The organism is Streptomyces massasporeus, from assembly GCF_014648995.1.
In the GTDB taxonomy this organism is placed as follows: domain Bacteria; phylum Actinomycetota; class Actinomycetes; order Streptomycetales; family Streptomycetaceae; genus Streptomyces; species Streptomyces massasporeus.
Genome location: NZ_BMSE01000008.1, coordinates 216296 through 239673 on the forward strand (window position 1 = coordinate 216296; position 23378 = coordinate 239673).

The 23378-nt window shown below is 70.3% G+C and carries 24 protein-coding genes; 14 read left to right on the plus strand and 10 right to left on the minus strand.

The window, feature by feature from the left end:
- Window positions 1–46 precede the first annotated feature (46 nt).
- Window positions 47–955 carry a hypothetical protein gene (locus IE153_RS19935; protein ID WP_189591099.1) on the plus strand — a complete coding sequence of 303 codons (909 nt, stop codon included), beginning with the start codon at window positions 47–49 and terminating at the stop codon, window positions 953–955.
- A 210-nt stretch (window positions 956–1165) separates the two neighbouring features.
- On the plus strand, window positions 1166–2020 hold the full coding sequence (locus IE153_RS19940) for a hypothetical protein (RefSeq protein WP_189591101.1): 855 nt from the start codon (window positions 1166–1168) through the stop codon (window positions 2018–2020).
- Window positions 2021–2032: 12 nt separating this feature from the next.
- On the opposite strand, the gene IE153_RS19945 is transcribed toward IE153_RS19940, so the two are convergent.
- From IE153_RS19945 to IE153_RS19955, 3 genes are all read right to left on the minus strand, one after another.
- The gene (locus tag IE153_RS19945; RefSeq protein ID WP_189591103.1) at window positions 2033–4426 is read right to left on the minus strand and encodes an HAD-IC family P-type ATPase; all 2394 of its coding nucleotides are present in this window, start codon (window positions 4424–4426) and stop codon (window positions 2033–2035) included.
- Window positions 4427–4559: 133 nt separating this feature from the next.
- Window positions 4560–5405, minus strand: a complete 846-nt coding sequence (locus tag IE153_RS19950; RefSeq protein ID WP_189591104.1) for a class I SAM-dependent methyltransferase — start codon at window positions 5403–5405, stop codon at window positions 4560–4562.
- A 142-nt stretch (window positions 5406–5547) separates the two neighbouring features.
- Entirely contained in the window at window positions 5548–5826 is a 279-nt protein-coding gene (locus tag IE153_RS19955; RefSeq protein ID WP_189591106.1) for a DUF2530 domain-containing protein, read from the minus strand.
- A 117-nt stretch (window positions 5827–5943) separates the two neighbouring features.
- Here IE153_RS19955 and IE153_RS19960 point away from each other — a divergent pair, with 117 nt between their 5' ends.
- Complete coding sequence (locus IE153_RS19960) at window positions 5944–7395, plus strand: NCS2 family permease (RefSeq protein WP_189591108.1); 1452 nt, start codon at window positions 5944–5946, stop codon at window positions 7393–7395.
- On the opposite strand, the gene IE153_RS19965 is transcribed toward IE153_RS19960, so the two are convergent.
- Window positions 7365–7598 carry a ribbon-helix-helix protein, CopG family gene (locus IE153_RS19965; RefSeq protein WP_189591110.1) on the minus strand — a complete coding sequence of 78 codons (234 nt, stop codon included), beginning with the start codon at window positions 7596–7598 and terminating at the stop codon, window positions 7365–7367. The genes IE153_RS19960 and IE153_RS19965 overlap by 31 nt on opposite strands.
- Window positions 7599–7747: 149 nt before the next feature.
- On the opposite strand from IE153_RS19965, the gene IE153_RS19970 reads away from it, so the two are divergent.
- Together IE153_RS19970 and IE153_RS19975 are read left to right on the plus strand one after the other, a co-directional pair.
- Window positions 7748–8185, plus strand: a complete 438-nt coding sequence (locus IE153_RS19970) for a MarR family winged helix-turn-helix transcriptional regulator (RefSeq protein WP_030849396.1) — start codon at window positions 7748–7750, stop codon at window positions 8183–8185.
- A gap of 27 nt (window positions 8186–8212) precedes the next feature.
- Window positions 8213–9589 carry an MFS transporter gene (locus tag IE153_RS19975; RefSeq protein WP_189591112.1) on the plus strand — a complete coding sequence of 459 codons (1377 nt, stop codon included), beginning with the start codon at window positions 8213–8215 and terminating at the stop codon, window positions 9587–9589.
- A gap of 8 nt (window positions 9590–9597) precedes the next feature.
- Here the strand turns inward: IE153_RS19975 and IE153_RS19980 are convergent, their stop codons facing one another.
- Window positions 9598–10185, minus strand: a complete 588-nt coding sequence (locus IE153_RS19980; protein WP_189591114.1) for a Uma2 family endonuclease — start codon at window positions 10183–10185, stop codon at window positions 9598–9600.
- Between the two features lie 96 nt (window positions 10186–10281).
- Complete coding sequence (locus tag IE153_RS19985) at window positions 10282–10803, minus strand: GNAT family N-acetyltransferase (RefSeq protein ID WP_189591116.1); 522 nt, start codon at window positions 10801–10803, stop codon at window positions 10282–10284.
- 25 nt (window positions 10804–10828) lie between these two features.
- Here IE153_RS19985 and thpR point away from each other — a divergent pair, with 25 nt between their 5' ends.
- The gene (thpR, locus tag IE153_RS19990; protein WP_189591118.1) at window positions 10829–11401 is read left to right on the plus strand and encodes an RNA 2',3'-cyclic phosphodiesterase; all 573 of its coding nucleotides are present in this window, start codon (window positions 10829–10831) and stop codon (window positions 11399–11401) included.
- Window positions 11402–11662: 261 nt separating this feature from the next.
- Here the strand turns inward: thpR and IE153_RS20000 are convergent, their stop codons facing one another.
- Window positions 11663–12655, minus strand: coding sequence for an aldo/keto reductase (locus IE153_RS20000; protein ID WP_189591120.1), 993 nt, complete (start codon window positions 12653–12655; stop codon window positions 11663–11665).
- A gap of 117 nt (window positions 12656–12772) precedes the next feature.
- Between IE153_RS20000 and IE153_RS20005 the strand changes: the two genes are divergently transcribed.
- Window positions 12773–13525 (plus strand): aminoglycoside adenylyltransferase family protein, encoded by a 753-nt coding sequence (locus IE153_RS20005; RefSeq protein WP_189591122.1) that lies wholly within the window; start codon window positions 12773–12775, stop codon window positions 13523–13525.
- On the opposite strand, the gene IE153_RS20010 is transcribed toward IE153_RS20005, so the two are convergent.
- A complete protein-coding gene (locus IE153_RS20010) occupies window positions 13513–14187 on the minus strand; it encodes a GDSL-type esterase/lipase family protein (protein ID WP_189591124.1) in 675 nt (224 codons plus the stop codon). The two genes, IE153_RS20005 and IE153_RS20010, sit on opposite strands and share 13 nt — an antisense overlap.
- A gap of 123 nt (window positions 14188–14310) precedes the next feature.
- Between IE153_RS20010 and IE153_RS20015 the strand changes: the two genes are divergently transcribed.
- Window positions 14311–15285 (plus strand): WD40 repeat domain-containing protein, encoded by a 975-nt coding sequence (locus IE153_RS20015; protein WP_189591125.1) that lies wholly within the window; start codon window positions 14311–14313, stop codon window positions 15283–15285.
- Window positions 15286–15346: 61 nt separating this feature from the next.
- Here IE153_RS20015 and IE153_RS20020 read toward each other — a convergent pair whose 3' ends face one another.
- Window positions 15347–15814 (minus strand): MarR family winged helix-turn-helix transcriptional regulator, encoded by a 468-nt coding sequence (locus IE153_RS20020; protein WP_189591127.1) that lies wholly within the window; start codon window positions 15812–15814, stop codon window positions 15347–15349.
- Between the two features lie 79 nt (window positions 15815–15893).
- Here IE153_RS20020 and IE153_RS20025 point away from each other — a divergent pair, with 79 nt between their 5' ends.
- Window positions 15894–16355, plus strand: coding sequence for an ester cyclase (locus tag IE153_RS20025; RefSeq protein ID WP_229829063.1), 462 nt, complete (start codon window positions 15894–15896; stop codon window positions 16353–16355).
- Window positions 16356–16368: 13 nt separating this feature from the next.
- Here IE153_RS20025 and IE153_RS20030 read toward each other — a convergent pair whose 3' ends face one another.
- Window positions 16369–17142, minus strand: a complete 774-nt coding sequence (locus IE153_RS20030; RefSeq protein WP_189591129.1) for a TetR/AcrR family transcriptional regulator — start codon at window positions 17140–17142, stop codon at window positions 16369–16371.
- A 109-nt stretch (window positions 17143–17251) separates the two neighbouring features.
- Here IE153_RS20030 and IE153_RS20035 point away from each other — a divergent pair, with 109 nt between their 5' ends.
- The 5 genes from IE153_RS20035 (at window position 17252) to IE153_RS20055 (ending at window position 23369) form a co-directional block, all read left to right on the plus strand.
- A complete protein-coding gene (locus tag IE153_RS20035; RefSeq protein WP_189591135.1) occupies window positions 17252–18211 on the plus strand; it encodes an ATP-binding cassette domain-containing protein in 960 nt (319 codons plus the stop codon).
- On the plus strand, window positions 18208–19026 hold the full coding sequence (locus IE153_RS20040; RefSeq protein WP_189591136.1) for an ABC transporter permease: 819 nt from the start codon (window positions 18208–18210) through the stop codon (window positions 19024–19026). The genes IE153_RS20035 and IE153_RS20040 overlap by 4 nt, the downstream gene beginning before the upstream one ends.
- 173 nt (window positions 19027–19199) lie before the next feature.
- Window positions 19200–20714 (plus strand): cellulase family glycosylhydrolase, encoded by a 1515-nt coding sequence (locus tag IE153_RS20045; RefSeq protein ID WP_189591137.1) that lies wholly within the window; start codon window positions 19200–19202, stop codon window positions 20712–20714.
- 287 nt (window positions 20715–21001) lie between these two features.
- Entirely contained in the window at window positions 21002–22609 is a 1608-nt protein-coding gene (locus tag IE153_RS20050) for an alpha/beta hydrolase (protein WP_189591138.1), read from the plus strand.
- A 109-nt stretch (window positions 22610–22718) separates the two neighbouring features.
- On the plus strand, window positions 22719–23369 hold the full coding sequence (locus IE153_RS20055; protein WP_189591275.1) for a formylglycine-generating enzyme family protein: 651 nt from the start codon (window positions 22719–22721) through the stop codon (window positions 23367–23369).
- The last annotated feature ends 9 nt before the right edge of the window (window positions 23370–23378 follow it).

Sequence of the window (23378 nt, forward strand, 5' to 3'; positions counted from 1 at the left end):
GAGAGCCGACGACGAGCACCGGGGCCCCTCTCCACCTGGAGAACGCATGCGTATCCGAGCCACCGTGGCCGCCGTCACCGGCGCCCTGGCCCTCTCCGCCCTCGCCGTGCCGGCCGCGCAGGCCGCGGAGCCGAAGGTTCCCGCGGACATCGCCGCCGCCAGCGAGGTCGTCCACGCCGACTCCGGCCGTTCGGCCTTCGTCGGTGCCGTGGACGGCGCGCCGATCGCGCTGAACGCGACCTTCTCCTCGGTCAAGGTCAACAACGGCAAGAACATCGCCGTCGGCACCACCAACGTGGTCAAGGTCCCCGTGTCCTTCACGCTGACCCACGGCAAGGAAGTGAACATCCACGCCGCGGACTTCTTCGCGGGCGTCGAGCTGTACCGCGGTGCCTCGTTCGAGGACTCGGTCTTCTTCTTCGACAGCAACGACGCGACCTGCACGGACTCGTCCGCGACCGTCGCGAGCTGCAAGGCCACCGTCGCCATCGACCCGTTCGCGCTGCTGAACGAGGACGCCGGCTCCTGGAAGGCGGCCGCGTTCGCGGTCGCGTTCAACGGCGAGGACCCCGAGAACCCGAACCTGGACAACGTCGGTGTCGCGGTGAAGGACCCGACGAACTCCTTCAAGCTCCAGCGCTACTCGAAGCTGACGGTCAACGCCTCGCCCGAGCCGGTGAAGAAGGGCAAGACCATCACGGTCACCGGCAAGCTGTCCCGCGCCAACTGGGACGACAACAAGTACCACGGCTACACCAACCAGTCGGTGAAGCTGCAGTACCGCAAGAAGAGCTCCAGCACCTACACCACGGTGAAGACCATCAAGTCCAACTCCACGGGCGAGCTGAAGACCACCGTCAAGGCCTCGGCGGACGGCTACTTCCGCTATTCCTTCGCGGGCACCACGACCACCCCGGCGGTCAACGCCACGGGTGACTTCGTCGACGTGAAGTAATCCCGCCCCAGCGGCTACGACACCGCCGGTCCCGGAGCCATGCCGGGGCCGGCGGCATCGTCCGTGCACCGGGCATATGCCATGCGTGCGTCAAACGTTGCGGACGAGACGGCAAAACCCGGGCCCTGCCCTACAACCCCGCCCGGGGCCGGTGGATCTGATCGCGTGAGTCAACAGACTCCGCGATCACTTCTCCCCCTGGGGAAACACATGCACATGCGAGCCACCGTGGCCGCCGTCGCCGGCGCCCTGGCCCTCTCCGCCCTCGTCGTCCCGGCCGCGCAGGCCGCTGACGTCCCGTCCGGCAAGCAGGCCTTCAGCTCCGCCACCGCCGACGCGGCCACGGGCACCACCGCGTCGACCCTCGACGTCACCTTCTCCGACGTGAAGGTGAACAGCGGCAAGAACATAGTCGTCGGCACCACCAACGTGGTGAGCGTGCCGGTCACCTTCACCGTGACCCACCCCGCGGACCTCGACACCGGCTCCGACACCTTCGCCACCGGCCCGCTGATCTACCACGGCTCCTCGCTCGACGCCGCGGACAACGTCCTGATCAGCGACGACCCTGCCACTTGCACCGCCGCCTCGACGACGGTCCTCACCTGCAAGGGCGTCATCGCCGTCCACCCCGCCGACGGCGACCTGTTCAACTCCGACGCCGGTACCTGGGGCGCCGGCGCCCTCGCCGTCACCAGCGACGACGCCGAGAAGATGCAGGGCGGCCTGGGCACCACCAGGGTGCAGCGCTACTCCAAGCTGACCGTCAACGCCGGCCCCGAGCCCGTCACCAAGGGCAAGACCGTCACCTCCACCGGCAAGCTGTCCCGCGCCAACTGGGAGGACAACGCCTACCACGGCTACACCAACCAGCCGGTCAAGCTCCAGTTCCGCAAGGCGGGCAGCAGCACGTACACCACGGTCAAGACGGTGACGTCCGACCAGTACGGCAACGTGAAGGCCACGGCCACCGCCCAGTACGACGGCTACTGGCGCTTCAGCTTCGCCGGCACGACGACCACCCCGGCCGTCAACGCCACGGGCGACTACGTCGACGTCCGGTAGGGCCGAGGCCCCCTAAGCGGGCACGCGGCGGTCGATCCACCTCCACAGGAGTTCCAGGGCGGCCGCCGCCACCGCCGCGATGCCGACCGCGATCCAGGGCATCGTCATCCCCACCAGCTTCAGCGCGAAGAAGTGCTGCAGCCACGGCACGACCAGCACCAGCAGGAACGCCCCCGCCATGGCGGCGACCAGGGCGATCCGCCACCACGTATAGGGCCTGGCGATGATCGCCAGCACCCACATCGAGATCAGGAACAGCGTGAGCGTCGCCGCGCTGGTCTCCGCGTCCAGCGCCCCCGCACCCGTGTAGTGCTCCCGGGCGATCAGATACGTCGCGAAGGTCGCCGCCGCCGCCACGACCCCGCCCGGGATCGCGTACCGCATGACCCGCCGGACGAAATGGGGCTTCGCGCGCTCCTTGTTGGGCGCGAGTGCGAGGAAGAAGGCCGGGATGCCGATGGTCAGCGTCGACAGCAGGGTCAGGTGGCGCGGCAGGAACGGGTACTCCACCTGCGAGCAGACCACCAGGACGGCCAGCAGCACCGAGTAGACCGTCTTGACGAGGAACAGCGTCGCCACCCGCGTGATGTTGCCGATGACCCGCCGCCCCTCGGCGACCACCGACGGCAGCGTCGCGAAGCTGTTGTTCAGCAGCACGATCTGCGCCACCGCCCGGGTCGCCTCCGAACCGGAGCCCATCGCCACGCCGATGTCGGCGTCCTTCAGGGCGAGGACGTCGTTCACCCCGTCACCCGTCATGGCGACCGTGTGCCCGCGGGCCTGCAGCGCGCCCACCATGTTCCGCTTCTGCTGCGGGGTGACCCGCCCGAACACCGTGCCGCCGTCGAGCGCGTCGGCCATGCCGTCCTGCTCGGCGGGCAGCCGCCGCGCGTCCACGGTGGTGCCGGACAGCCCGAGCTTGGCGGCGACCGCCCCTACCGACACCGCGTTGTCGCCGGAGATGACCTTGGCCCGGACGTTCTGGTCGGCGAAGTAGCGCAGTGTGTCCGCGGCGTCCGGCCGCAGCCGCTGCTCCAGCACGACCAGGGCGGTGGGCTTCGCCCCCTGCGTCACCTCCGGATCGTCCAGGTCCCGCGCGACCCGCGCCAGCAGCAGCACCCTGAGGCCCTGCTCGTTCAGCCGGCCGGTCTCGGCCAGGGCCGGATCGTCGTCCGCGAGCAGCACGTCGGGCGCGCCCAGCAGCCACCGGCCGGTCTGCCCGTCGCCCTCGCTGAACACGGCACCGCTGTACTTGCGGGCGGAGGAGAACGGCAGGGCCTCGGTGCAGCGCCAGCCGTCGACGGCGGGGTAGGCGTCGATGATCGCCTTCAGGGACGCGTTCGGCCGCGGGTCCGACTCGCCGAGCGCGCCGAGCACCTGCCGTACGTAGGTCTCGTCGGTGCCCTGGAGCGGGCGCAGCTCGGTGACGTCCATGCCGCCCTCGGTGAGGGTGCCGGTCTTGTCGAGGCAGACCGTGTCGACGCGGGCGAGTCCCTCGATGGCGGGCAGCTCCTGCACCAGGCACTGCTTGCGGCCCAGGCGGATCACGCCGATGGCGAAGGCGACCGAGGTGAGCAGGACCAGCCCCTCGGGGACCATCGGGACGATGCCGCCGACGGTGCGGGCGACGGAGTCGTCGAAGGCGTTCTCCTTCACGACCAGCTGGCTGATGATCAGCCCGATCGCGGTCGGGACCATCATCCACGTGACGTACTTGAGGATGGTGGAGATGCCCGACCGCAGCTCCGACTGGACGAGGGTGAAGCGCGAGGCCTCCTCGGCGAGCTGGGCGGCGTAGGCCTCACGGCCGACCTTCGTCGCCTGGAAGGCCCCGCCGCCCGCCACCACGAAGCTGCCCGACATGACGTGGTCGCCGGGGTGTTTGACGACCGGGTCGGCCTCTCCGGTGAGCAGCGACTCGTCGATCTCCAGGCCGTCCGCCTCGACGCAGACACCGTCGACGACGACCTTGTCCCCGGGCCCGATCTCGATCAGGTCGTCCAGCACGATCTCGGACGTGCTGACCTGCCCGGCCGCCCCGTCGCGGCGCACGGTCGGCCTGACCTCGCCGATCAGCGCGAGCGAGTCCAGCGTCTTCTTCGCCCGCCACTCCTGGACGATGCCGATGCCGGTGTTGGCGAGGATCACGAACCCGAACAGGCTGTCCTGGATCGGCGCGACCACCAGCATGATCAGCCACAACACGCCGATGATCGCGTTGAAGCGGGTGAAGACGTTCGCACGGACGATCTCGACGGTGGACCGGCTGCTGCGCACCGGCACGTCGTTGACCTGGCCGCGCTCCACCCGTTCGGCGACCTGAGCGGCGGTCAGGCCGGTCTCGCGGGAGGTGACCGTCGCCGGCCGCGCGGAGTCGGGCCGGGCACCCGCGTCGAGATGCGTCATGCATTCGACGGTACGTGCGGATTTGCCGCTTCACCCGCTGAATGCGGCGAAGATCCGACCTGGGAAGGACGGACTTCGTGCCGTGGTCGTACGGCAGTTGTACGCCGTCGGACCCCGGTGCCACGTCCCGGTGTCATCCCGCCCGGCGGGCGGTGAGCAGCAGGTACTCCCACTCCAGGGCCGTCCCGCCGGGGCCCGTGCCCAGGTCGCCGTCGCGGGCGAGGTCGACCAGGGCGGCGTCCAGGGCGGCGGTGCGCTCGGGGTCGTCGGCGATCAGCTTGTAGACGGTGATCGTCGGTCCGTAGCGCTCCTTGAAGTAGTCGCGGAACGCCTCGGGCGTCCCGAAGCGGTCGACCCGGACCGTGCGGCGCTCGGCGCGGACGTCCGTGACCCGGTCGCCGAGGAGGGCGCGCACATGGTCCTCGTCGCCCCACAGCGGGGGCGGCTGCGCGCCGGGCGGGGGCGGGGGCGCGTAGGGCTTCATCGCGGCGAACATCCGGCCGATGAAGCCCTGGGGCGTCCAGCTCAGCAGCCCGATGGTGCCGCCGGGACGGCAGACCCGGACGAGTTCATCGGCGGCCTGCTGGTGGTGCGGGGCGAACATGACGCCGACGCAGGACAGCACGGTGTCGAACTCGCCGTCGCCGAACGGCAGGGCCTCGGCGTCGCCCTCCTGCCAGGTGAGGTGCGCCCCCTGCTTCTCGGCCACCGCCCGGCCGGCCTCGAACAGCTCCGGTGTCAGGTCGGAGGCCACCACGTCAGCGCCGGCCAGGGCCGCCGGGATCGCGGCGTTCCCGGAGCCGGCGGCCACGTCCAGCACCCGCTCGCCGGAGCGCACCCCGCACGCCTCGACCAGGACCGCTCCCAGCTCGGGGATGACCTCGGCGGCCAGGGAGGGGTAGTCGCCCTGGGCCCACATCGCCCGGTGCTTGGTCTTCAGGGCGCGGTCGGCCTCGGTCACGCTGTTCTGCATCGTCATCGCTGCGCTCCTCACCGGTCGGACGGCGGTTTCGCGCCGACGGTTTTCGAGCGTTTCGCCGCCTTATACGAGCGTAGGGAGGCGGTGGGGGCGTGTCTCGCCGGAGAGCAGGCAGGAAGGTGCCGTGGGCCCCCCGGGGGGCCTATTCGGCCGAGGGGGTCGCCGACAGGTCCTCGGCGGTCTCCGCCCGTTTGATCGCGGCGTCGCGCTTGCGGACGTACCAGATGCCGATCAGTCCCAGCCCGCCGCCGGCCAGGCAGGTCCACACCCACCAGGTGTGGCCGTGGTCGTCGAACCAGCCGTAGAAGGGGAGCTGGACCAGGAAGAGGACGAACCACAGGATGGTGCCGCCGGTGATGGTGGCGACCACGGGGCCCTCAAGGGGCTCCGGCGCCTCGTGCCTGGGGGTCCACTTCGCCATGGGGACAGCTTACGAGGCGATCAGGTCTACGCGCGGAGATGGCCGACCGGGGCCTTATATGTTCATACTGAAACGGTTTGTGTCTGACCACTTCTCTTCGTAGGAAACACCAAACACATGTCCTCCTCGGCTCCTGCCAAGGTCCCCGCCCCTCAGCAGCCGGGAGCCGGGCCCACGAACGGCGCACTCGACCGCTTCTTCCGCATCTCCGAGCGGGGCAGCACCCTGCCCCGTGAGGTCCGCGGCGGTCTCGCCACCTTCTTCGCGATGGCCTACATCATCGTGCTGAACCCGATCATCCTCGGCAGTGCCAAGGACATGTACGGTCACCAGCTCGACAACGGGCAGCTGGTCACCGCGACGGCCCTCACCGCCGCACTGACCACCCTCCTCATGGGCGTCATCGGCAACGTCCCGATCGCGCTGGCCGCCGGTCTCGGCGTGAACTCCGTCGTCGCCCTCCAGCTCGCCCCGCGCATGTCCTGGCCGGACGCGATGGGCATGGTGGTCCTCGCCGGGTTCGTGGTCATGCTGCTGGTCGCCACCGGACTGCGCGAGCGCGTCATGAACGCCGTGCCCTACGGGCTGCGCAAGGCCATCTCCATCGGTATCGGCCTGTTCATCATGCTGATCGGGCTCGTGGACGCGGGCTTCGTCTCCCGGATCCCGGACGCCGCCCAGACCACCGTCCCGCTCCAGCTGGGCGGCGACGGTCACCTCAACGGCTGGCCGGTCCTCGTCTTCGTCCTGGGCGTCCTGCTGACTCTCGCGCTGATCGTGCGCAAGGTCTCCGGCGCGATCCTGATCTCGATCGTCGCCATGACGGCCCTCGCGGTGATCATCAACGCGGTGGCCAAGGTGCCGAGCTGGGGCCTGACCACGCCCAAGTGGCCCGGCAACCCGGTCGCGAGCCCCGACTTCGGGCTGATCGGGCAGGTCAGCCTGTTCGGCGGCTTCGGCAAGGTCGGCATGCTCACCGGTGTGCTCTTCGTCTTCACCGTGCTGCTGTCGTGCTTCTTCGACGCGATGGGCACGATCATGGGCGTCTCCGACGAGGCGAAGCTGACCGACGGCGAGGGGCAGATGCCCGGCATCAACCGGGTGCTGTTCGTGGACGGCCTCGCGGTCGCCGCCGGTGGCGCCAGCTCCTCCTCCGCGACGACCGCCTTCGTCGAGTCCACGGCGGGTGTCGGCGAGGGTGCCCGGACCGGTCTGGCGAACGTCGTCACCGGTGGCCTCTTCGCCGTCGCCCTCTTCCTGACGCCGGTCGCCACGATGGTCCCGTCCCAGGCGGCCACGCCCGCGCTGGTCGCGGTCGGCTTCCTGATCATGGCCGGGTCGGTCAAGGAGATCGACTGGGCGGACTACACGATCGCCGTCCCGGCCTTCGTGACGATGCTGATGATGCCGTTCACCTACTCGATCACCAACGGCATCGGCATGGGCTTCATCACCTTCGTGGTGCTGCGGCTGGCGGCCGGGCGGGGCCGGGAGGTGCCGGGGGCGATGTACGTGGTGTCGGCGGTGTTCGCCTTCTACTACCTGATGCCGGCGCTGGGTCTGACCTGATCCTCGTCACCGGAGTCGGGTGACCCGTAGAACCTCTCCGTCTCCTCCACCGCGGCCTGGAACCGCTGGTCGAAGTCATCTCGAATGAGCGTCCGGACGACATAGTCCTGGACGCTCATTCCCCTTTTCGCGGCATGGTGCCTGAGCCGTTCGAGCAGGTCGTGGTCTATTCGCAGGCTGAGCACGCTGGTCCCCATGGCCATGAGGGTCGCGGCACCGTTCGGTGCGGCGGGGCGTGTTCCGCCACCGTGTCACCCATATGAGTGATGTCACGGTTCAGTGGCGGGCGTCACGGCCGTTCCTGCGCGTTCCCGCTGGTCTTTAGCGAGAGTAATGAGTTACGCTAAAGAACATGCCGGACCTCAGCCATGGCGACGACGTAGCCGCCGTGAACTCCCTCCGATCCGCAGTGATGCGGCTGTCCCGTCGGCTCAAGCACCAGCGGGTCGACGAATCGCTCAGCCCCACCGAGATGTCGGTGCTGGGCACCCTGTCGCTGTGCGGCAGGGCCACGCCGGGCGAGCTCGCCCGCAAGGAGCACGTCCAGCCGCCGTCGATGACCCGCATCGTGGCGCTGCTGGAGGCCAAGGGGCTGGTCCGGCTGGAGCCGCACCCCGAGGACCGGCGCCAGAAGGTCGTCACACGCACCGAGCAGGCCGAGGCCATGCTCGAGGAGAGCCGCGCCAAGCGGAACGCGTTCCTGGCGACGCTGGTGGAGAACCTCGACGAGGACGAGTGGGCGAAACTGCGCGCCGCCGCCCCCGTGCTGGAGAAGCTCGCGCATCTGTAAGAAGGCCGTTGCAAGGAGGCGACACATTTGAGTTCGGGACCCGGAGCAACTTCCGCCCCCGCACCTGATCCCCACGATTCCCCGCCCGCCTCCGACGCACCCGCCGCCCGGCCCGCCCGCAAGTCCTCGATGTTCTCCTCCCTCACCGTGCGGAACTACCGCCTGTTCTTCATGGGGCAGGTCGTCTCCAACATCGGCACCTGGATGCAGCGCATCGCCCAGGACTGGCTGGTGCTCAGCCTCACCGGCTCCTCCGCCGCCGTCGGCATCACCACCGCCCTCCAGTTCCTGCCGATGCTGCTCTTCGGCCTCTACGGCGGTGTCCTCGTCGACCGGCTGCGCAAGCGGCCCACGCTGCTCGTGACGCAGTCCTCGATGGCGCTCACGGCGATCGCCCTGGCCGTCCTCACCCTCACCGGGCACGTCCAGGTGTGGCACGTGTACGTCGCCGCGTTCGCGGTCGGTCTCGCCACCGTCGTGGACAACCCGGCCCGGCAGTCCTTCGTCTCCGAGCTGGTCGGCCCGGGGCAGCTGCAGAACGCCGTCAGCCTCAACTCGGCGAACTTCCAGTCCGCCCGCCTGGTCGGCCCCGCCGTCGCGGGTCTGCTCATCACCGGCGTCGGCACCGGCTACGCCTTCCTCTTCAACGGCCTGTCCTTCATCGCGCCGCTCACCGGACTGCTGCTGATGCGCGCCCGTGAGCTGCACGTCGTGGAGCGCGCCCCGCGCGGCAAGGGGCAGCTGCGGGAGGGCGTGCGGTACGTCACCGGCCGCCCGGAGCTGATCTGGCCGATCGTCCTGGTCGGCTTCGTCGGCACGTTCGCCTTCAACTTCCCCGTGTACCTGTCGGCGTTCGCGGACGACGTGTTCCACGCGGGAGCGGGCGCGTACAGCATGTTCAACACGCTGATGGCGGTCGGCTCGGTCGCGGGCGCGCTGCTCGCGGCGCGGCGGGGCACGGCCCGGCTGCGGCTGCTGATCGTGGCGGCCATGGCCTTCGGCGCTCTGGAGATCGTGGCGGCGACGACCCCCACGCTGTGGATGTTCGCCCTGCTCATGGTCCCGCTGGGGCTGTTCGGCATGACGGTCAACGTCACCACGAACACCAGCATCCAGATGTCCACGGACCCCGCCATGCGCGGCCGGGTCATGGCCCTCTACATGATGATCTTCCTCGGCGGCTCGCCGGTCGGCGCCCCGATCGTCGGCTGGATCACCGACACGTACGGCGCGCGGGTCGGCCTCGCGGCCGGCGGCGCGGTGGCGGCACTCGCCGCGGCCGTCATCGGCCTGATCCTGGCCCGGGTCGGCAACCTGCGCCTGTCGGTGGGCTGGCACGGCGGGCATCCCCGGGTGCGGTTCGTGCCCCGGGAGCAACAGGAGGCGCTGGCTCCGGCGGCGTAGGGACGCCGTCAGTCCCGGGGGAACTCGCCGGTCTCGAGGACGAGCCCGACCACGGTCCCCGTCAGGTCGATCTCGTCCCCGAAGTCCAGGCTCAGCTCGCCCCGGTACTCGCCGTCCTTGGGCTTGGTGTGCAGATGCCAGCGGCCGGTGTACGGATCCACGATCAGGTACACCGGCACGCCGGCGGCGGCGTACGCGTCCTTCTTGGGGCCGTAGTCGTTGGCGCCGGTCTTCCTGGAGATCACCTCGGCTACGAACTCGACGTCCTGGTAGCGCCACACGCCCTTGTCGTTCTTCGCCGAGCCCTCCGCCATCACGGTGACGTCGGAGGCGAAGCCGTTGAGGTGGCCCGGGTAGTCGACACGGACGTCGGACTTCACGCGCTTGCGTGGATACTTGCTGCGCAGCTGGTCGTAGATGTCCGCGATGATGTCCCAGTGGGTGTCCCGCTGAGGCGCCATGAAGATGTTCCCCCCGACGATCTCTACCTTGTAGCCCTCGGGGACCGGCATCGTCTCCACCCACTCGAACATCGTGTCGAGGGTGAGTTCACCGCTGCTGTCGGCCATCTCGATCCTGTCTGCAAGGACGGTCATCGTGGCGCTCCTCCCCGGCCGCACCCGCGGATGGAGCCGGCCGCGCAGTACAACGATACGCACGGTGACCAGGACACGCCCGGGGCCGGAGGCCGCCTAGACCCTCCGGGCCAGCAACTGCCCCGGCCAGTCGTTCTCGCCGACCGTGAAGGCCGCGGTGCGGGTGAAGCCGTTGGACTCGTAGTAGCGGACGAGCTTGCCGTCGTCGCCGGCGTAGCAGTCGACGCGCAGGAGGGAGATCCCGGCGCGGCGGGTTTCCTCGGCGGCGTGGGTGAGCAGGGCGCTGCCCACGCCGTGCCCCTTGAAGCGGCGGTCGGAGGCGAGCCAGTGGATGTAGCGCTCGGGTTCGCCGGGCTGGGGGAGGTGGGAGAGGTAGGCGCCCGCGGAGTCGGTCAGGGTGAGGGTGCCGGCGGGGACGCCGTCGGCGTCGGCCATGTACACGCTGCCCTCCGCCATGTACCGGCGGACCGACTCCACCGTCTTCGGGCTCTGCGACAGGGGCCGCGTCCCCCACTGCCCCGTGCGCCCCTGGGAGACCAGCCACTCCACACAGCTGTCGAGCATGCCGAGTATCGCGGGAATGTCGTCGGGCCCGCCGTCCCGGATGGTGATCCGCATCGCCCCATGGTGCCAGGCTGGCCCCATGAGACTCTTCGCCGCCCTGCTGCCCCCGGACGAGGTGTGCCGTGAACTCGGCGCCGTGGTCGACGAGTTGCGCCGGCAGCCCGGCGCCGACGGTATGCGCTGGACCGGCCGGCCCGGCTGGCACTTCACGCTCGCCTTCTACGGCGAGGTCGACGACGGGCTCGTCCCCGCGCTGTCGGAGCGGCTGGAGCGGGCCGCGCGCCGTACCGAGCCGTTCTCGCTGGCCGTGCGGGGAGGCGGGCAGTTCGGGCACGGGAAGGCGCTGTGGGCCGGGGCCGAGGGGGACCTGGCGACCCTCCGGCTGCTGGCCGAGCGGGCCGAGGCGGCTGCGCGCAAGGCGGGGGTGCCGATGGGGGAGCACCGGCGGTACAAGGCCCATCTGACCGTGGCGCGGAACCGGGCCGCAGGGGATGTGCGGCCCTTCCTGGACGCCCTCGCGGGGTTCACGGGCCGGACCTGGACGGTGGACGAGCTGGCGCTGGTGCGGAGCAATCTGCCGACCTCGGGGGTGCCGGGGGAGCAGCCCCGGTACGAGGCGGTCGGGCGCTGGCCTCTCGGCGGCGCCGGTTAGGCTCGGTGCCGTGGACCCGAAAACCCGCAACCGGATCATGGCCGGTGTGCTCGTGCTGATGTTTCTCGTCGTCGCCTTGGCTTCCGTGCTCGGGAGGTAGGGCGGCGGGGGGATCGCGGACGGCTTCCCCGGTTGCTCTTCGGGTGCGGGCCGGTGGGGGCTGGTCGCGCAGTTCCCCGCGCCCCTTCAGGGCGACCGGAGAACTGCCGGCATCGACACAGCCCCGCGCCCCCGGAAGAAGGGGCGCCGGCCCACCCGCGACTACCAGGCGAAGGCCTCCGGGGACGGCCCCGGGCCCGGGAAGATCTCGTCCAGGGCGGTCAGGAGGTCCTCGGAGAGGTCCAGCTCGGAGGCGCGGACGGCGGAGGCGAGCTGCTCGGCGGTGCGCGGGCCGACGATCGGGCCGGTCACGCCGGGGCGGGTGAGCAGCCAGGCCAGGGCGGCCTCGCCGGGCTCGACGCCGTGCTTGTCGAGCAGGTCCTCGTAGGACTGGATCTGCGCGCGGGTGGCGGGGTCGTTGAGCGCGTCGGCCGCGCGGCCGGAGGCGCGGCGGCCGCCCTCGACCTCCTTCTTGAGGACACCGCCCAGCAGACCGCCGTGCAGCGGCGACCACGGGATGACGCCCAGCCCGTACTCCTGCGCGGCCGGGACGACCTCCATCTCGGCGCGCCGCTCGGCGAGGTTGTACAGGCACTGCTCGCTGACCAGGCCGATGGTTCCGCCGCGCCGGGCGGCGATCTCGTTCGCCTGGGCGATCTTGTAGCCGGGGAAGTTCGACGATCCGACGTAGAGGATCTTGCCCTGCTGGACCAGGACGTCGATCGCCTGCCAGATCTCGTCGAAGGGGGTGTCCCGGTCGACGTGGTGGAACTGGTAGACGTCGATGTGGTCCGTCTGGAGCCGCTTCAGGCTGGCGTCCACGGCCCGCCGAATGTTGAGCGCGGAGAGCTTGTCGTGGTTGGGCCAGGCCGGGCCGTCGGAGCCCATGTTGCCGTACACCTTGGTGGCGAGGACGACCTTGTCGCGCCGTCCCTCGCCCTTCGCGAACCAGTTGCCGATGATGCTTTCGGTACGGCCCTTGTTCTCGCCCCAGCCGTAGACGTTGGCGGTGTCGAAGAAGTTGATGCCCGCGTCCAGCGCCGCGTCCATGATGGCGTGGCTGTCGGCCTCGTCGGTCTGCGGTCCGAAGTTCATGGTGCCGAGGACGAGCCGGCTGACCTTGAGTCCCGTGCGTCCGAGCTGCGTGTACTTCATGGTTCCCAGCCAACGTCTTGAAGTGCGCTCCAGGCAAGCGCGTGTCGAATCCGGGCTGCGGAACGGGCAGCCGCGCTGTACAACGAGACGCACGGCGACCACGAGGGGTGAGCGCACATGCCGCAACAGCCGGACACCGGCCACCTCGTCCGGCTCCTCCGGGCCGCCCTCGGCGACTCCCTCCTCGGTGTCTGTCTGCATGGTTCCGCCACCCTCGGCGGCCTGCGCCCGCACAGTGACGTGGACGTCCTTGCCGTCGTGCGGGAGCCGACGAGTCCGGAACAACGCCGTTTCCTCGTCGACGAGTTGCTCAAGGCGTCCGGGGTCGGAGAGGGGCTGCGGCCCGTCGAGCTGACCGTCGTCGTGCAGGGCGACGTGCGGCCCTGGCGGTACCCGCCCGCGTGCGAGTTCCTGTACGGGGAGTGGCTGCGGGAGGACTTCGAGCGCGGGGCGACCCCGGCCCCGGGGCCGAACCCCGATCTCGCCCCCGTGCTCACGATGGCGCTGCTGGCCGACGCCCCGCTGCTCGGCCCCCGGCCCGCCGAGCTGCTGGACCCCGTGCCGGCCGCCGACCTCCGGCGGGCGATCGTGGCCGGGGTGCCGGAGCTCATGGGCGAGCTGGCGACGGACACCCGGAACGTGCTGCTCACGCTCGCCCGGGTGTGGAGCACCCTCGTGACCGGCGGCATCCGGTCGAAGGACGCCGCCGCCGAGTGGGCCGCCGACCGGTTGCCCGCCGCGCACCGGCCCGTCCTGGCCCGCGCCCGGGCCGTCTACCTCGGGGACGAGGACGAGCGGTGGGACGACCTCGATGTCCGGCCCTGTGCGGAGCACCTGGTCCGAGGAATCGAGGAGAGCTACTCCGCGTAGGGGCCGGCCAGGTCCCAACCCTGGTGCATCGCCGCCGCGAAGGCGGCCGCGATCTTGTGCTCGCCGCTGGCGTTGGGGTGGGTGCCGTCGTAGGTGTCGGTGGCGACGTCGTACGAGGGCGGGGGTGAGGCCAGGAGGACGGGGGAGCCGGGTTCGTCGAGGTCGGCCGCCGTCTTGGCGAGGAGTTCGTTGAAGCGGGTGACCTCACCGGCGAAGGCCGCGTCCGACTGGGCGCGCACGTTCGGGGTGACCGGCAGCCACACCATCCTCACCCGGCGGTTCGCCGCCCGGGCCTCGGCCGTGAAAGCCCGGACGTTCTCGGCGGTCTGCTCGGCGTTCGTGTAGAAGCCCAGGTCGATCAGGCCCAGGGAGACCAGCAGCACGTCCGCGCGGCAGGACCGCACCGCGTCGCCGATCAGCGGCGCCATGTGCTGCCAGCCCTCGCCCCAGCCGGCCAGGTGGGAGCGCGGGAAGTCCGGTTCGGCGTAGGCGTACGACACCGGGGCGTCGGCGAGCTTGTCGTAGAGCGTCTCGCGCGGGCCGACGAGCGTGCAGGGACCGGCGTAGGAACGGCACAGGTGCTGCCACAACCGGTAGCGCCATGTGTGTTCGCCCGTGCTCCCGATCGTCATGGAGTCACCGACGGGCATGAACCTGAGCATCCGCTCATGATGAACGATCTCGACGGCCGACGGGGTGTGAGCCGGGACACGCCCCACGTCCTGCCGCCGTCCCAGTGATCCGTTACGCCGGTGAACCGCCGAGCCGGATGGCAGGCTTGGGGCATGCGCAGACCGTTCGCCCTTCTCGCCGCGGCCCTCCTCACGGGTGCCCTCGCCGTACCCGCCTCCGCCGCCGACGGCGACGAGAAGTTCACGATCAAGGACCCGCGCATCACCGAGTCCAGCGGCCTGGCGGCCTCGCGGCAGCACCCCGGCATCTACTGGACGCACAACGACAGCGACGACGGGGCGTACCTCTACGCCGTCGACAGCTCGACGGGCGAGACGGTCGCCACGATCACGATGTCCGGCGTCGGCAGCCCACGCGACGTCGAGGCCATCTCCATCGGGCCGGACAACCAGATCTACGTCGGGGACATCGGCGACAACCTCGGCGGCACCTGGCCGTACGTCTGGATCTACCGGTTGCCCGAGCCGAAGAACCTGCGCGACCAGACGATCAAGGCCACGCAGTACGTCGTGAAGTACTCCGACGGCGCGCGCGACGCCGAGTCCCTCGTGGTGCACCCGAAGACCGGCCGCGTCTACATCGTCGACAAGAACGAGAAGGGCGGGCACCTCTTCGAGGGCCCGGCGGAGCTCTCCCCGTCCGGCTCGAACGTCTTCCGCCCGGTCGCCGCGGTCCCCGACCTGGAGGCCACCGACGCCACGCTCTCCCCGGGCGGCGAACACCTCGTCGTACGCAGCTACTTCGGCGCGATCGCGTACGACTGGAACGGCGGGAAGATCAAGAAGAAGGAACGCCTCGGGGTGCCGTTCCTCGGGCAGGGCGAGTCCGTCACGTACACCGCGGACGGCAAGAAGCTGATGTACGGCGCCGAGGGTGCCGACAGCCCGGTGGAACCCCAGGACGCTCCCGGTGGCGGAGGCTCCGATTCCTCCTCCGGCAGCGGGAGTTCGGCGGCGACCGAGAGCGGGGGAGACGGGCTGACGGGCAATCTCAAGACGGGCGCGATCGTCGCGGGTGTTCTGCTGGTGGTCGTCCTGGGGGTACGGGGGATGAGGCGGCGGGGCTAGCGCCCCGCGGCGGGGTGGGCACCCCCCTCCGCGAGACCGGCCCGGGGCAGGGAGTCCCGGGCTACCGCTCACGCAGCCGTGCGGCCTGTGCGGATCCCACCCGGGTGGAGTGGCGCAAGTAGCGCTCGATCACCGCGAGTTCCTCATCGGTGAACTCGGCGAGCAGGTCGGCGAAGGCGCTGCCGGGGGCCTCCCACGCGGCCTCGGTCTCCGGTGAGCGCCGGGCGGTGAGCGAGACGCGGGTCCTTCTGCGGTCATGCGCGTCGGGCCTCCTCTCGACCAGCCCCGCCCGCTCCAGCCTGTCGACGAGCCGAGTGGCCGACCCCGAGGTGAGACCGGTCAGTTCGGCGATCTCGCCCGTGGTGAGCGGCTCGGGTTCGAGGCCGAGCAGGCTCACGCACTGCAGATCCGTCGGATGCAGTCCCAGCCGGTCGGCCATGGCCTGGTTGAAGAGGGTGTACGCGGCGTGCTGCCGCCTTGCGGCCACGGTGACCGCCGCGAGCAGACCCTCGCGATTCTCGATTGACACCACTCGGCATCCGCCCTTCAATTCACTGCGTTGCGCAGATACTGCGTGACGCAGATACTACTCCTCGAAGGGACGCATCGTGAGCACCCTCTCCATCGAGCGGATGAGCGAGCTGTACGGCCACTGGGCCGCGCTGTGGCGCGGCGACTTCAGCCGGGCCGACGAGATCCTCGATCCCGGCTTCGTCGTGCACCAGGCGCGGCCCGACGGCAGTGACTCGGAGGCGGTGACGGGTTCGGCCCGGCTGCTTCCCGAGATCGAGCAGACCATGGCGGTGTTCGACGACGTCGCCCTCACGGTGGATGTCGGGCCGATCGTCCAGGGCGACCTGATCGCGGCGCGCTGGACACTGCGCGCACGCTATACGGGCGGCCTGGAGCACGCCACGGCCCCGGCCGGCACCCCGGTCGAGTTCAGCGGCCACGACATCCTGCGCGTCTGCGGCGGCAGGTTCGTCGAGTACTGGACCTGCACCGACGTACTGGCCGGCCTCGCCCGGCTCGGTGCCGTCTCCGGCCCCAACGGCCCGGCCCGGGCGTGACTGCGGGGTGCTTCTAGGCCCTGCGGGCCACCAGCACCTCCAACCCGTCCAGGAGGCGCTGCAATCCGAACTCGAAGTGGTCGAACTCCGCGCCGAAGGCGTCCTCGGAGAGGGACGCCATCACCGGGTAGCGGCCCGAGGCCATGGCCTTCTCCAGGGCCGGAACCTGCGCCTGCCAGAACTCGGCGTCCGTCAGGCCCGTCCGGCGCTCCGCCTCCTGCTGGTACAGCTGCGTGCGCGCGGCCCCGACGACGTATCCGTCGATCATGACGATCACGGAGACCAGTTCGGGGTCGGTCAGCCCCATCGGGCGGCGGATCAGGGTGAGGACCTTCTCCATGCCGTCGAGGGCGCTCGGGCCGAGGATCGGGCGGGTCTGGTTGACCTGGAGCAGCCAGGGGTGGCGGCGGTAGAGGGCGAGGGTGGCACGGCCCAGTGCCTCCAGGGCCGCCCGCCAGCCGCCTTCACCCAGGTCGGCCGGGTTCTCGGAGGGGCGCTGCACCCGGTCCAGCATCAGGTCGAGCAGCTCGCCCTTGCCGGGCACGTACCGGTACAGCGACATGGTGCCGGTGCCGAGCTCCGCGGCGACGCGGCGCATGGAGAGTTTCTCCAGCCCCTCGGTGTCCGCCACCTGGATGGCCGCTTCCACGATCCGGTCCAGCGTCAGGGTCGGTTTGGGGCCCCGGCTGGGGCGGCGGCCGGTCTCCCACAGCAGCTCCAGGGTGCGGGCGATGTCGCCGCTGCCGCTGGTCTCCGTACCGCCCGTGCCACTCGTACCGCTCGTCATGGAGCCAGCTTAAGGCGCCCGTCCAAAAACTGGGTACGGCGTACGCGTAATCGGGTACGCTGTACTCAGTTCGGTGCCGAGGTGGCGCGGACGCACGGGAGGGGACGGCATGGACGGATACGCGGTGCGGGCCGAGGCGCTGGAGAAGAGGTACGGCGAGAAACGCGCCCTCGACGGCTTCGACCTGGAGGTGCGCGAGGGCACGGTGCACGGCCTGCTCGGGCCGAACGGGGCGGGCAAGACCACCGCCGTCCGCATCCTGTCCACGCTGATCCGGCTGGACGGGGGCAGCGCGACGGTCGCCGGCCTCGACATCGCCCGGCAGGCACGCGAGGTGCGGGCCCGGATCGGCCTCACCGGCCAGTACGCGGCGGTCGACGAGGTGCTCACCGGCCGGCAGAACCTGGAGATGTTCGGTCGCCTCTTCCATCTGGGCGGCAAGCGGGCCCGGCTCCGGGCGACCGAGCTGCTGGAGCAGTTCGACCTGACCGACGCCGGCGACACGGGCGTCGGCAAGTACAGCGGCGGCATGCGGCGCCGCCTCGACCTCGCCGCGTCGATGATCCTCGCCCCGGCCGTCCTCTTCCTCGACGAGCCGACGACCGGTCTCGACCCCCGCAGCCGGGGTGAAGTCTGGGAATCCGTCCGGGCGTTGGTGGCGAGCGGCACGACCGTGCTGCTGACCACCCAGTACCTGGAGGAGGCCGACAAGCTGGCCTCGCGCATCACCGTCATCGACCAGGGCCGGTCCATCGCCGACGACACCCCGGACGGCCTGAAGAACCTGGTCGGCGGCGACCGCATCGAGGTCGTGGTGGCCGAGCGGTCCGAGATCCCACGGGTGGTGAAGGTCGTCGCCCGGGTCACGGACGGTGAACCCGAGGCGGACGAGACGGAGTTGCGGGTGCAGGCGCCGGTCACGGACCGGGTCACCGCCCTCACCGAGGTCGCACGGACCCTCCAGGACGAGGGCGTCCGCGTCGAGGACATCGGGCTGCGCAGGCCGAGCCTCGACGACGTGTTCCTGCGCCTGACCGGACACCGCACCGAGAAGGAGTCCGCGGCATGAGCGTCACCGACCTGAGCACTCCGGGCTCGCGGAGCGGCACGTACTGGCTGCTCGCCGACTGCTGGAACATCGTCCGCCGCGGCCTGACCCACTACCAGCGCCAGCCGGTCAACATCGCCTGGCAGCTGGGCTTCCCGATCCTCTCCGTGCTGATGTACGGCTATGTCTTCGGCAGCGCGATGAAGGTGCCGGGCGGCGGGGACTACAAGGACTTCCTGATGCCGGGCATGTTCGTGATGACCATGGCGTTCGGGTTCATCAACACGGCGACCGTCGTGGTCTACGACTCCACCAAGGGCGTCATCGACCGCTTCCGCTCCATGCCGATGGCTTCCTCGGCCGTGGTGGCCGGGCGCGGGGTCACCGACCTGATCGTCGCCTGCGCCGAGTTGGCGATCATGATGCTCACCGCGCTGGCCATGGGCTGGCGTCCGGACGGCGGCATGGGCTTCCTCGGGGCGTTCGGGCTGCTGCTCTGGCTGCGGTTCGCGCTGATCTGGATCGGCGTGTGGCTCGGCCTGCTGGTGCCCAACCCGGAGGCGGCGGGCGGCCTGTTCGCGGTCGCCTTCCCGCTGACGATGATCTCCAGCATCTTCGTCGCTCCGCAGCTGATGCCCGACTGGCTGGGGTGGGTGGCGGTCTGGAACCCGATCTCGTCCACGGCGGCGGCGACCCGTGAACTGTTCGGCAACCCGGTCAACGGCGACACCTGGGTGGAACAGCACGCGTTGCTGATGGCCGGAGTGTGGCCGGTGATCCTGACGGTGATCTTCCTGCCGCTGGCCGTGCGGCGGTTCAAGAAGCTGAGCCGATAACGGTCGCGAGCGGTTGCGCACCTCCCAGAGTCTTGACGTGCTCATGTTGCGTCAGTTCTCTGGGAGGTGCGCGGCATGATGGGAGCGCTCCCATTCGGTTCCGGGTGCCGTGCTTCCCCCTCCCCGAGAGGAACCCACGGGGAACCCACGAGGAACCCGAGAGGAAGCAGCCCATGTTCCGCACTCTGCGCAGAGCGCTGTGTGTCGCCGCGGCGCTCCTGTTACCGCTGGCGGGCGTGCAGTCGGCACGGGCCGATGCCGCCGCCGAGGCCGCCGGTGGCGGCTACTGGCACACCAGCGGCCGGCAGATCCTGGACGCGGCCGGACAGCCCGTCCGTATCGCCGGCATCAACTGGTTCGGCTTCGAGACCGCCAACCACGTCGTCCACGGCCTGTGGGCCCGCGACTACAAGAGCATGATCGACCAGATGAAGTCGCTGGGCTACAACACCATCCGCATGCCCTACAGCGACGACATCCTCAAGCCCGGCACCATGCCGGACAGCATCAACACCGACGGCAAGAACACGGACCTGCGCGGGCTGACGTCCCTCCAGGTCCTGGACAGGATCGTCGCCTACGCCGGGCAGTCCGGCCTCAAGATCGTCCTGGACCGGCACCGCCCGGACGCGGCGGGCCAGTCGGCGCTCTGGTACACGGCGTCGGTGCCCGAGTCGACGTGGATCACCAACCTCAAGGCCCTGGCGACGCGTTACAAGGGCAACTCCACCGTGGTCGGCATCGACCTGCACAACGAACCCCACGACCCCGCCTGCTGGGGCTGCGGCGACACCTCCCGCGACTGGCGCCTGGCCGCCCAGCGCGCGGGCAACGCCGTGCTGTCCGCCAACCCCGAGCTGCTGATCATGGTCGAGGGCGTGCAGTCGCACAACGGCGTGAACGGCTGGTGGGGCGGCAACCTCACGGGTGTGGCCCAGTACCCGGTTCAGCTGGACGTCGCCAACCGGCTGGTGTACTCGGCGCACGACTACGCGACCTCGGTGGCGCAGCAGTCCTGGTTCTCGGACCCCTCCTTCCCCGCCAACATGCCGGGGATCTGGGACAAGTACTGGGGCTACGTCTTCAAGCAGAACATCGCCCCGGTGTGGCTCGGCGAGTTCGGTACGACCCTCCAGCCGTCGGTGGACCAGAAGTGGCTGGCCGAGCTGGTGCGGTACCTGCGCTCGACGTCGGCGTACGGTGCCGACAGCTTCCACTGGACGTTCTGGTCCTGGAACCCCAACTCCGGCGACACGGGCGGCATCCTGAAGGACGACTGGCAGACGGTCGACACGGCGAAGGACGGGTACCTGGCGTCCATCAAGGCCCCGGGCTTCGATGCCGGCGGTCCCGGTCCGGGCGGCCCCGGTGATCCGGGGGGCGGGAACGCCGCCTGCACCGCCGCCTACACCGTCGGCAGCGATTGGGGCGGCGGCTTCAACGCCGAGGTGAAGGTGACCAACGCGGGGAATGTTCCCCTGAAGTCCTGGAAGGTGACCTGGACCTGGAGCGGATCCCAGAAGGTCACGAACATGTGGAACGCCTCGCACACCCAGAGCGGGGCGACCGTCACGGCGGTGAACGCGGCACACAACGGGAGTGTGCCGGTGGGCGGTTCGGCGAGCTTCGGCCTGGGCGGCGCGCCCGGGGGCGGGGCTGTGCCGAGCGTGAGTTGCACGGCTGCGTGAGCACGGAGTGAGGTGGGGCGCCCGGTGCTCGCCGGGCGCCCCACCTGTCCGGCCCGCCTGACCGACGGTTCAGCCCGCCTGACCGACTGTCCGGCCCACGTGGCCGGGACGTGTGTCCGGAATTGCCGGAACACCCCGTTTTTAAGGGCTTCCTGAGAGCTGGCTGTGCCTCGATTTGGTCAAGTCTTGCTCGAATTCGTACATACGCGGTGCGCTCTTCCGCGACGATGCGGCACGGCCCGCGTCACTCGCGGGCCTGACCCCCCTCACCGTTGCGAGAGAACTCCATGAGAAGAAGCGCAGCCGTACTGTGCGGCGCCACGGTCGTCCTGGCCGGGACCCTCACCGCCGTCCCCGCCAACGCCAGCGCGCCACACTCCGCGAACACGGCCCTGACGACCGCCGCGGCGAAGGTCACCTGGAAGAAGTGCGGGACGGACGACACCCCGACGCTCCAGTGCGGCTCGGTCAAGGTGCCGCTCGACTACGCGAAGCCGCGAGGGAAGCAGATCACGCTGGCTCTCTCCCGCGTGCCGCACACCGCGTCGAAGTCCCAGGGCCCGCTGCTCGTCAACCCCGGCGGCCCGGGCGGCAGCGGTCTGTCGCTGGCCGAGTTCGTCGCGTCCTCCCTGCCCAAGGCCGTCGCCGCCCAGTACGACGTCATCGGCTTCGACCCGCGCGGAGTGGGCAAGAGCCAGCCCGCCCTGGACTGCAAGCCGGGCCACTTCGACCCCGTGCGCCCCGACTCCGTGCCGAGCACCCCGGCGCTGGAGAAGGCCAACCTCGCGCGCGCCAAGGCCTTCGCCAAGGCCTGCGGCACGAAGTACGCGGACGTCCTGCCGTACATCGACACGGTCAGCGCCGTGAAGGACATGGACTCGATCCGCAAGGCCCTCGGCGCGTCGAAGATCAACTACTTCGGCTACTCGTACGGCACCTACCTCGGCGCCGTCTACGCCAAGCTGTTCCCCGAGCGGGTGCGGCGCCTCGTGCTGGACTCGATCGTCGACCCGACCGGTGTCTGGTACGACGACAACATCCAGCAGGACTACGCGTTCGACAAGCGCCACAAGGCCCTCATGGCGTGGATCGCCACGTACGACTCCACGTACAAGCTCGGCACGAACCCGAAGAAGATCGAGGCCAAGTGGTACGCCATGCGGGCGGCCCTGGCCAAGAAGCCGGCCGGCGGCAAGGTGGGCGCCTCCGAGCTGGAGGACATCTTCATACCGGGCGGCTACAACAACGCCTACTGGCCCACGCTCGCCCAGACGTTCGCGGCGTACGTCAACAACCACGACACGGCCGCGCTGGTCAAGGCCTACGACAACATCGCGGCGATCGACGCCTCCGGTGACAACGGCTACAGCGTCTACACCGCCGTGCAGTGCCGTGACGCGTCCTGGCCGCGCGACTGGAAGCAGTGGCGCAAGGACAACTGGGCGGTGTACGAGAAGGCTCCGTTCATGGCGTGGAACAACGCCTGGTACAACGCGCCGTGCGCGTTCTGGCCGACGAAGACGCTGAAGCCGGTGAACGTCGCCAACAGCAAGCTCCCGCCGGTGCTGCTGTTCCAGGCGACGGACGACGCGGCCACGCCCTACCAGGGCGGCGTCACCATGCACCGCCTGCTGAAGGGCTCCAGCCTGGTCGTGGAGCAGGGCGGCGGCAACCACGGCATCACGCTCAGCGGCAACGCCTGCCTCGACAAGCACCTCGCGACGTACCTCACCAACGGCAAGGTCCCGCACGGCAGCGGTGTGGCGGACGCGGTGTGCAAGAAGACCGCCGACCCCAAGCCGCAGCCGGCGGCGCAGAAGGCGGCGGGCGCGACGCAGCCGGCCGTCGCGGCGGTCGGCGACAGCCTGCGCGGGATCCTGGGGTCCGGACGCTGAGCGTTTCGGTGACCCGGGCCTGACGGGACGACAGGGGGGCGTCCGGTGATGTTCACCGGGCGCCCTCCTAAGCTGTCCGGTCATGGGGGATGACATGGCGGACGACGAGATGGTGGCCGTCCCGGCGGGACGCGTCACGCTGACCGACCGGCGGACGCAACGCAGTTGGGCGGTGGAGGTCGCGTCGTTCCGGATGTCGGCGTTCCCGGTCACGCAGGAGTGGTACGCCCAGGTCACCGGTGAGCGCCCGAGCACGGCCCGGGGCGGCCGGCTGCCCGTCGAGGGCGTGTCCTGGTGGGACGCGATCCGGTTCTGCAACACCCTGTCCCGGCGCGAGGGCCTGACCCTCGCGTACGAGGAGCGGCCCGGCGCCGGGAGCGCCGACTGGGACACCTCCGCCGACGGCTACCGGCTGCCCACCGAGGCCGAGTGGGAACACGCCTGCCGCGCCGGCAGTACCGGCCCTCGCTACGGCCCGCTCGACGAGATCGCCTGGTACCGCGGCAACGCGGACGACCGCGTCCACCCCGTGGGCGGCCGACTGCCCAACGCCTGGGGCCTGTACGACATGCTCGGCAACGTCTGGGACTGGTGCTGGGACCTCTACGACGCCGAGGTCTACGGCACCTACCGGGTGCTGCGCGGCGGCGGCTGGTCCGACGAGCACTGGAGCTGTCGCGCCTCGGTGCGCCGCCGGAGCCATCCGACGTTCCGGATCGACGACGTGGGGTTCCGGGTGGCGCGCTCGATGCCGGCTTGAGCGCGGAAG

Excerpts from the sequence above, each read along its gene's own strand:
- IE153_RS20005 (WP_189591122.1), top strand. The coding sequence starts at position 12,773 with ATGCCGCAACAGCCGGACACCGGCCACCTCGTCCGGCTCCTCCGGGCC.
- IE153_RS19940 (WP_189591101.1), top strand. The coding sequence starts at position 1,166 with ATGCACATGCGAGCCACCGTGGCCGCCGTCGCCGGCGCCCTGGCCCTC.
- IE153_RS19960 (WP_189591108.1), top strand. The coding sequence starts at position 5,944 with ATGTCCTCCTCGGCTCCTGCCAAGGTCCCCGCCCCTCAGCAGCCGGGA.
- IE153_RS19965 (WP_189591110.1), bottom strand. The coding sequence starts at position 7,598 with ATGGCCATGGGGACCAGCGTGCTCAGCCTGCGAATAGACCACGACCTG.
- IE153_RS20050 (WP_189591138.1), top strand. The coding sequence starts at position 21,002 with ATGAGAAGAAGCGCAGCCGTACTGTGCGGCGCCACGGTCGTCCTGGCC.
- IE153_RS20045 (WP_189591137.1), top strand. The coding sequence starts at position 19,200 with ATGTTCCGCACTCTGCGCAGAGCGCTGTGTGTCGCCGCGGCGCTCCTG.
- IE153_RS19980 (WP_189591114.1), bottom strand. The coding sequence starts at position 10,185 with ATGACCGTCCTTGCAGACAGGATCGAGATGGCCGACAGCAGCGGTGAA.
- IE153_RS20010 (WP_189591124.1), bottom strand. The coding sequence starts at position 14,187 with ATGCTCAGGTTCATGCCCGTCGGTGACTCCATGACGATCGGGAGCACG.
- IE153_RS19955 (WP_189591106.1), bottom strand. The coding sequence starts at position 5,826 with ATGGCGAAGTGGACCCCCAGGCACGAGGCGCCGGAGCCCCTTGAGGGC.
- IE153_RS19950 (WP_189591104.1), bottom strand. The coding sequence starts at position 5,405 with ATGACGATGCAGAACAGCGTGACCGAGGCCGACCGCGCCCTGAAGACC.
- IE153_RS20030 (WP_189591129.1), bottom strand. The coding sequence starts at position 17,142 with ATGACGAGCGGTACGAGTGGCACGGGCGGTACGGAGACCAGCGGCAGC.
- thpR (WP_189591118.1), top strand. The coding sequence starts at position 10,829 with ATGAGACTCTTCGCCGCCCTGCTGCCCCCGGACGAGGTGTGCCGTGAA.
- IE153_RS20055 (WP_189591275.1), top strand. The coding sequence starts at position 22,719 with ATGGTGGCCGTCCCGGCGGGACGCGTCACGCTGACCGACCGGCGGACG.
- IE153_RS20015 (WP_189591125.1), top strand. The coding sequence starts at position 14,311 with ATGCGCAGACCGTTCGCCCTTCTCGCCGCGGCCCTCCTCACGGGTGCC.
- IE153_RS19970 (WP_030849396.1), top strand. The coding sequence starts at position 7,748 with ATGCCGGACCTCAGCCATGGCGACGACGTAGCCGCCGTGAACTCCCTC.
- IE153_RS19945 (WP_189591103.1), bottom strand. The coding sequence starts at position 4,426 with ATGACGCATCTCGACGCGGGTGCCCGGCCCGACTCCGCGCGGCCGGCG.
- IE153_RS19985 (WP_189591116.1), bottom strand. The coding sequence starts at position 10,803 with ATGCGGATCACCATCCGGGACGGCGGGCCCGACGACATTCCCGCGATA.
- IE153_RS20040 (WP_189591136.1), top strand. The coding sequence starts at position 18,208 with ATGAGCGTCACCGACCTGAGCACTCCGGGCTCGCGGAGCGGCACGTAC.
- IE153_RS19935 (WP_189591099.1), top strand. The coding sequence starts at position 47 with ATGCGTATCCGAGCCACCGTGGCCGCCGTCACCGGCGCCCTGGCCCTC.
- IE153_RS20000 (WP_189591120.1), bottom strand. The coding sequence starts at position 12,655 with ATGAAGTACACGCAGCTCGGACGCACGGGACTCAAGGTCAGCCGGCTC.
- IE153_RS20035 (WP_189591135.1), top strand. The coding sequence starts at position 17,252 with ATGGACGGATACGCGGTGCGGGCCGAGGCGCTGGAGAAGAGGTACGGC.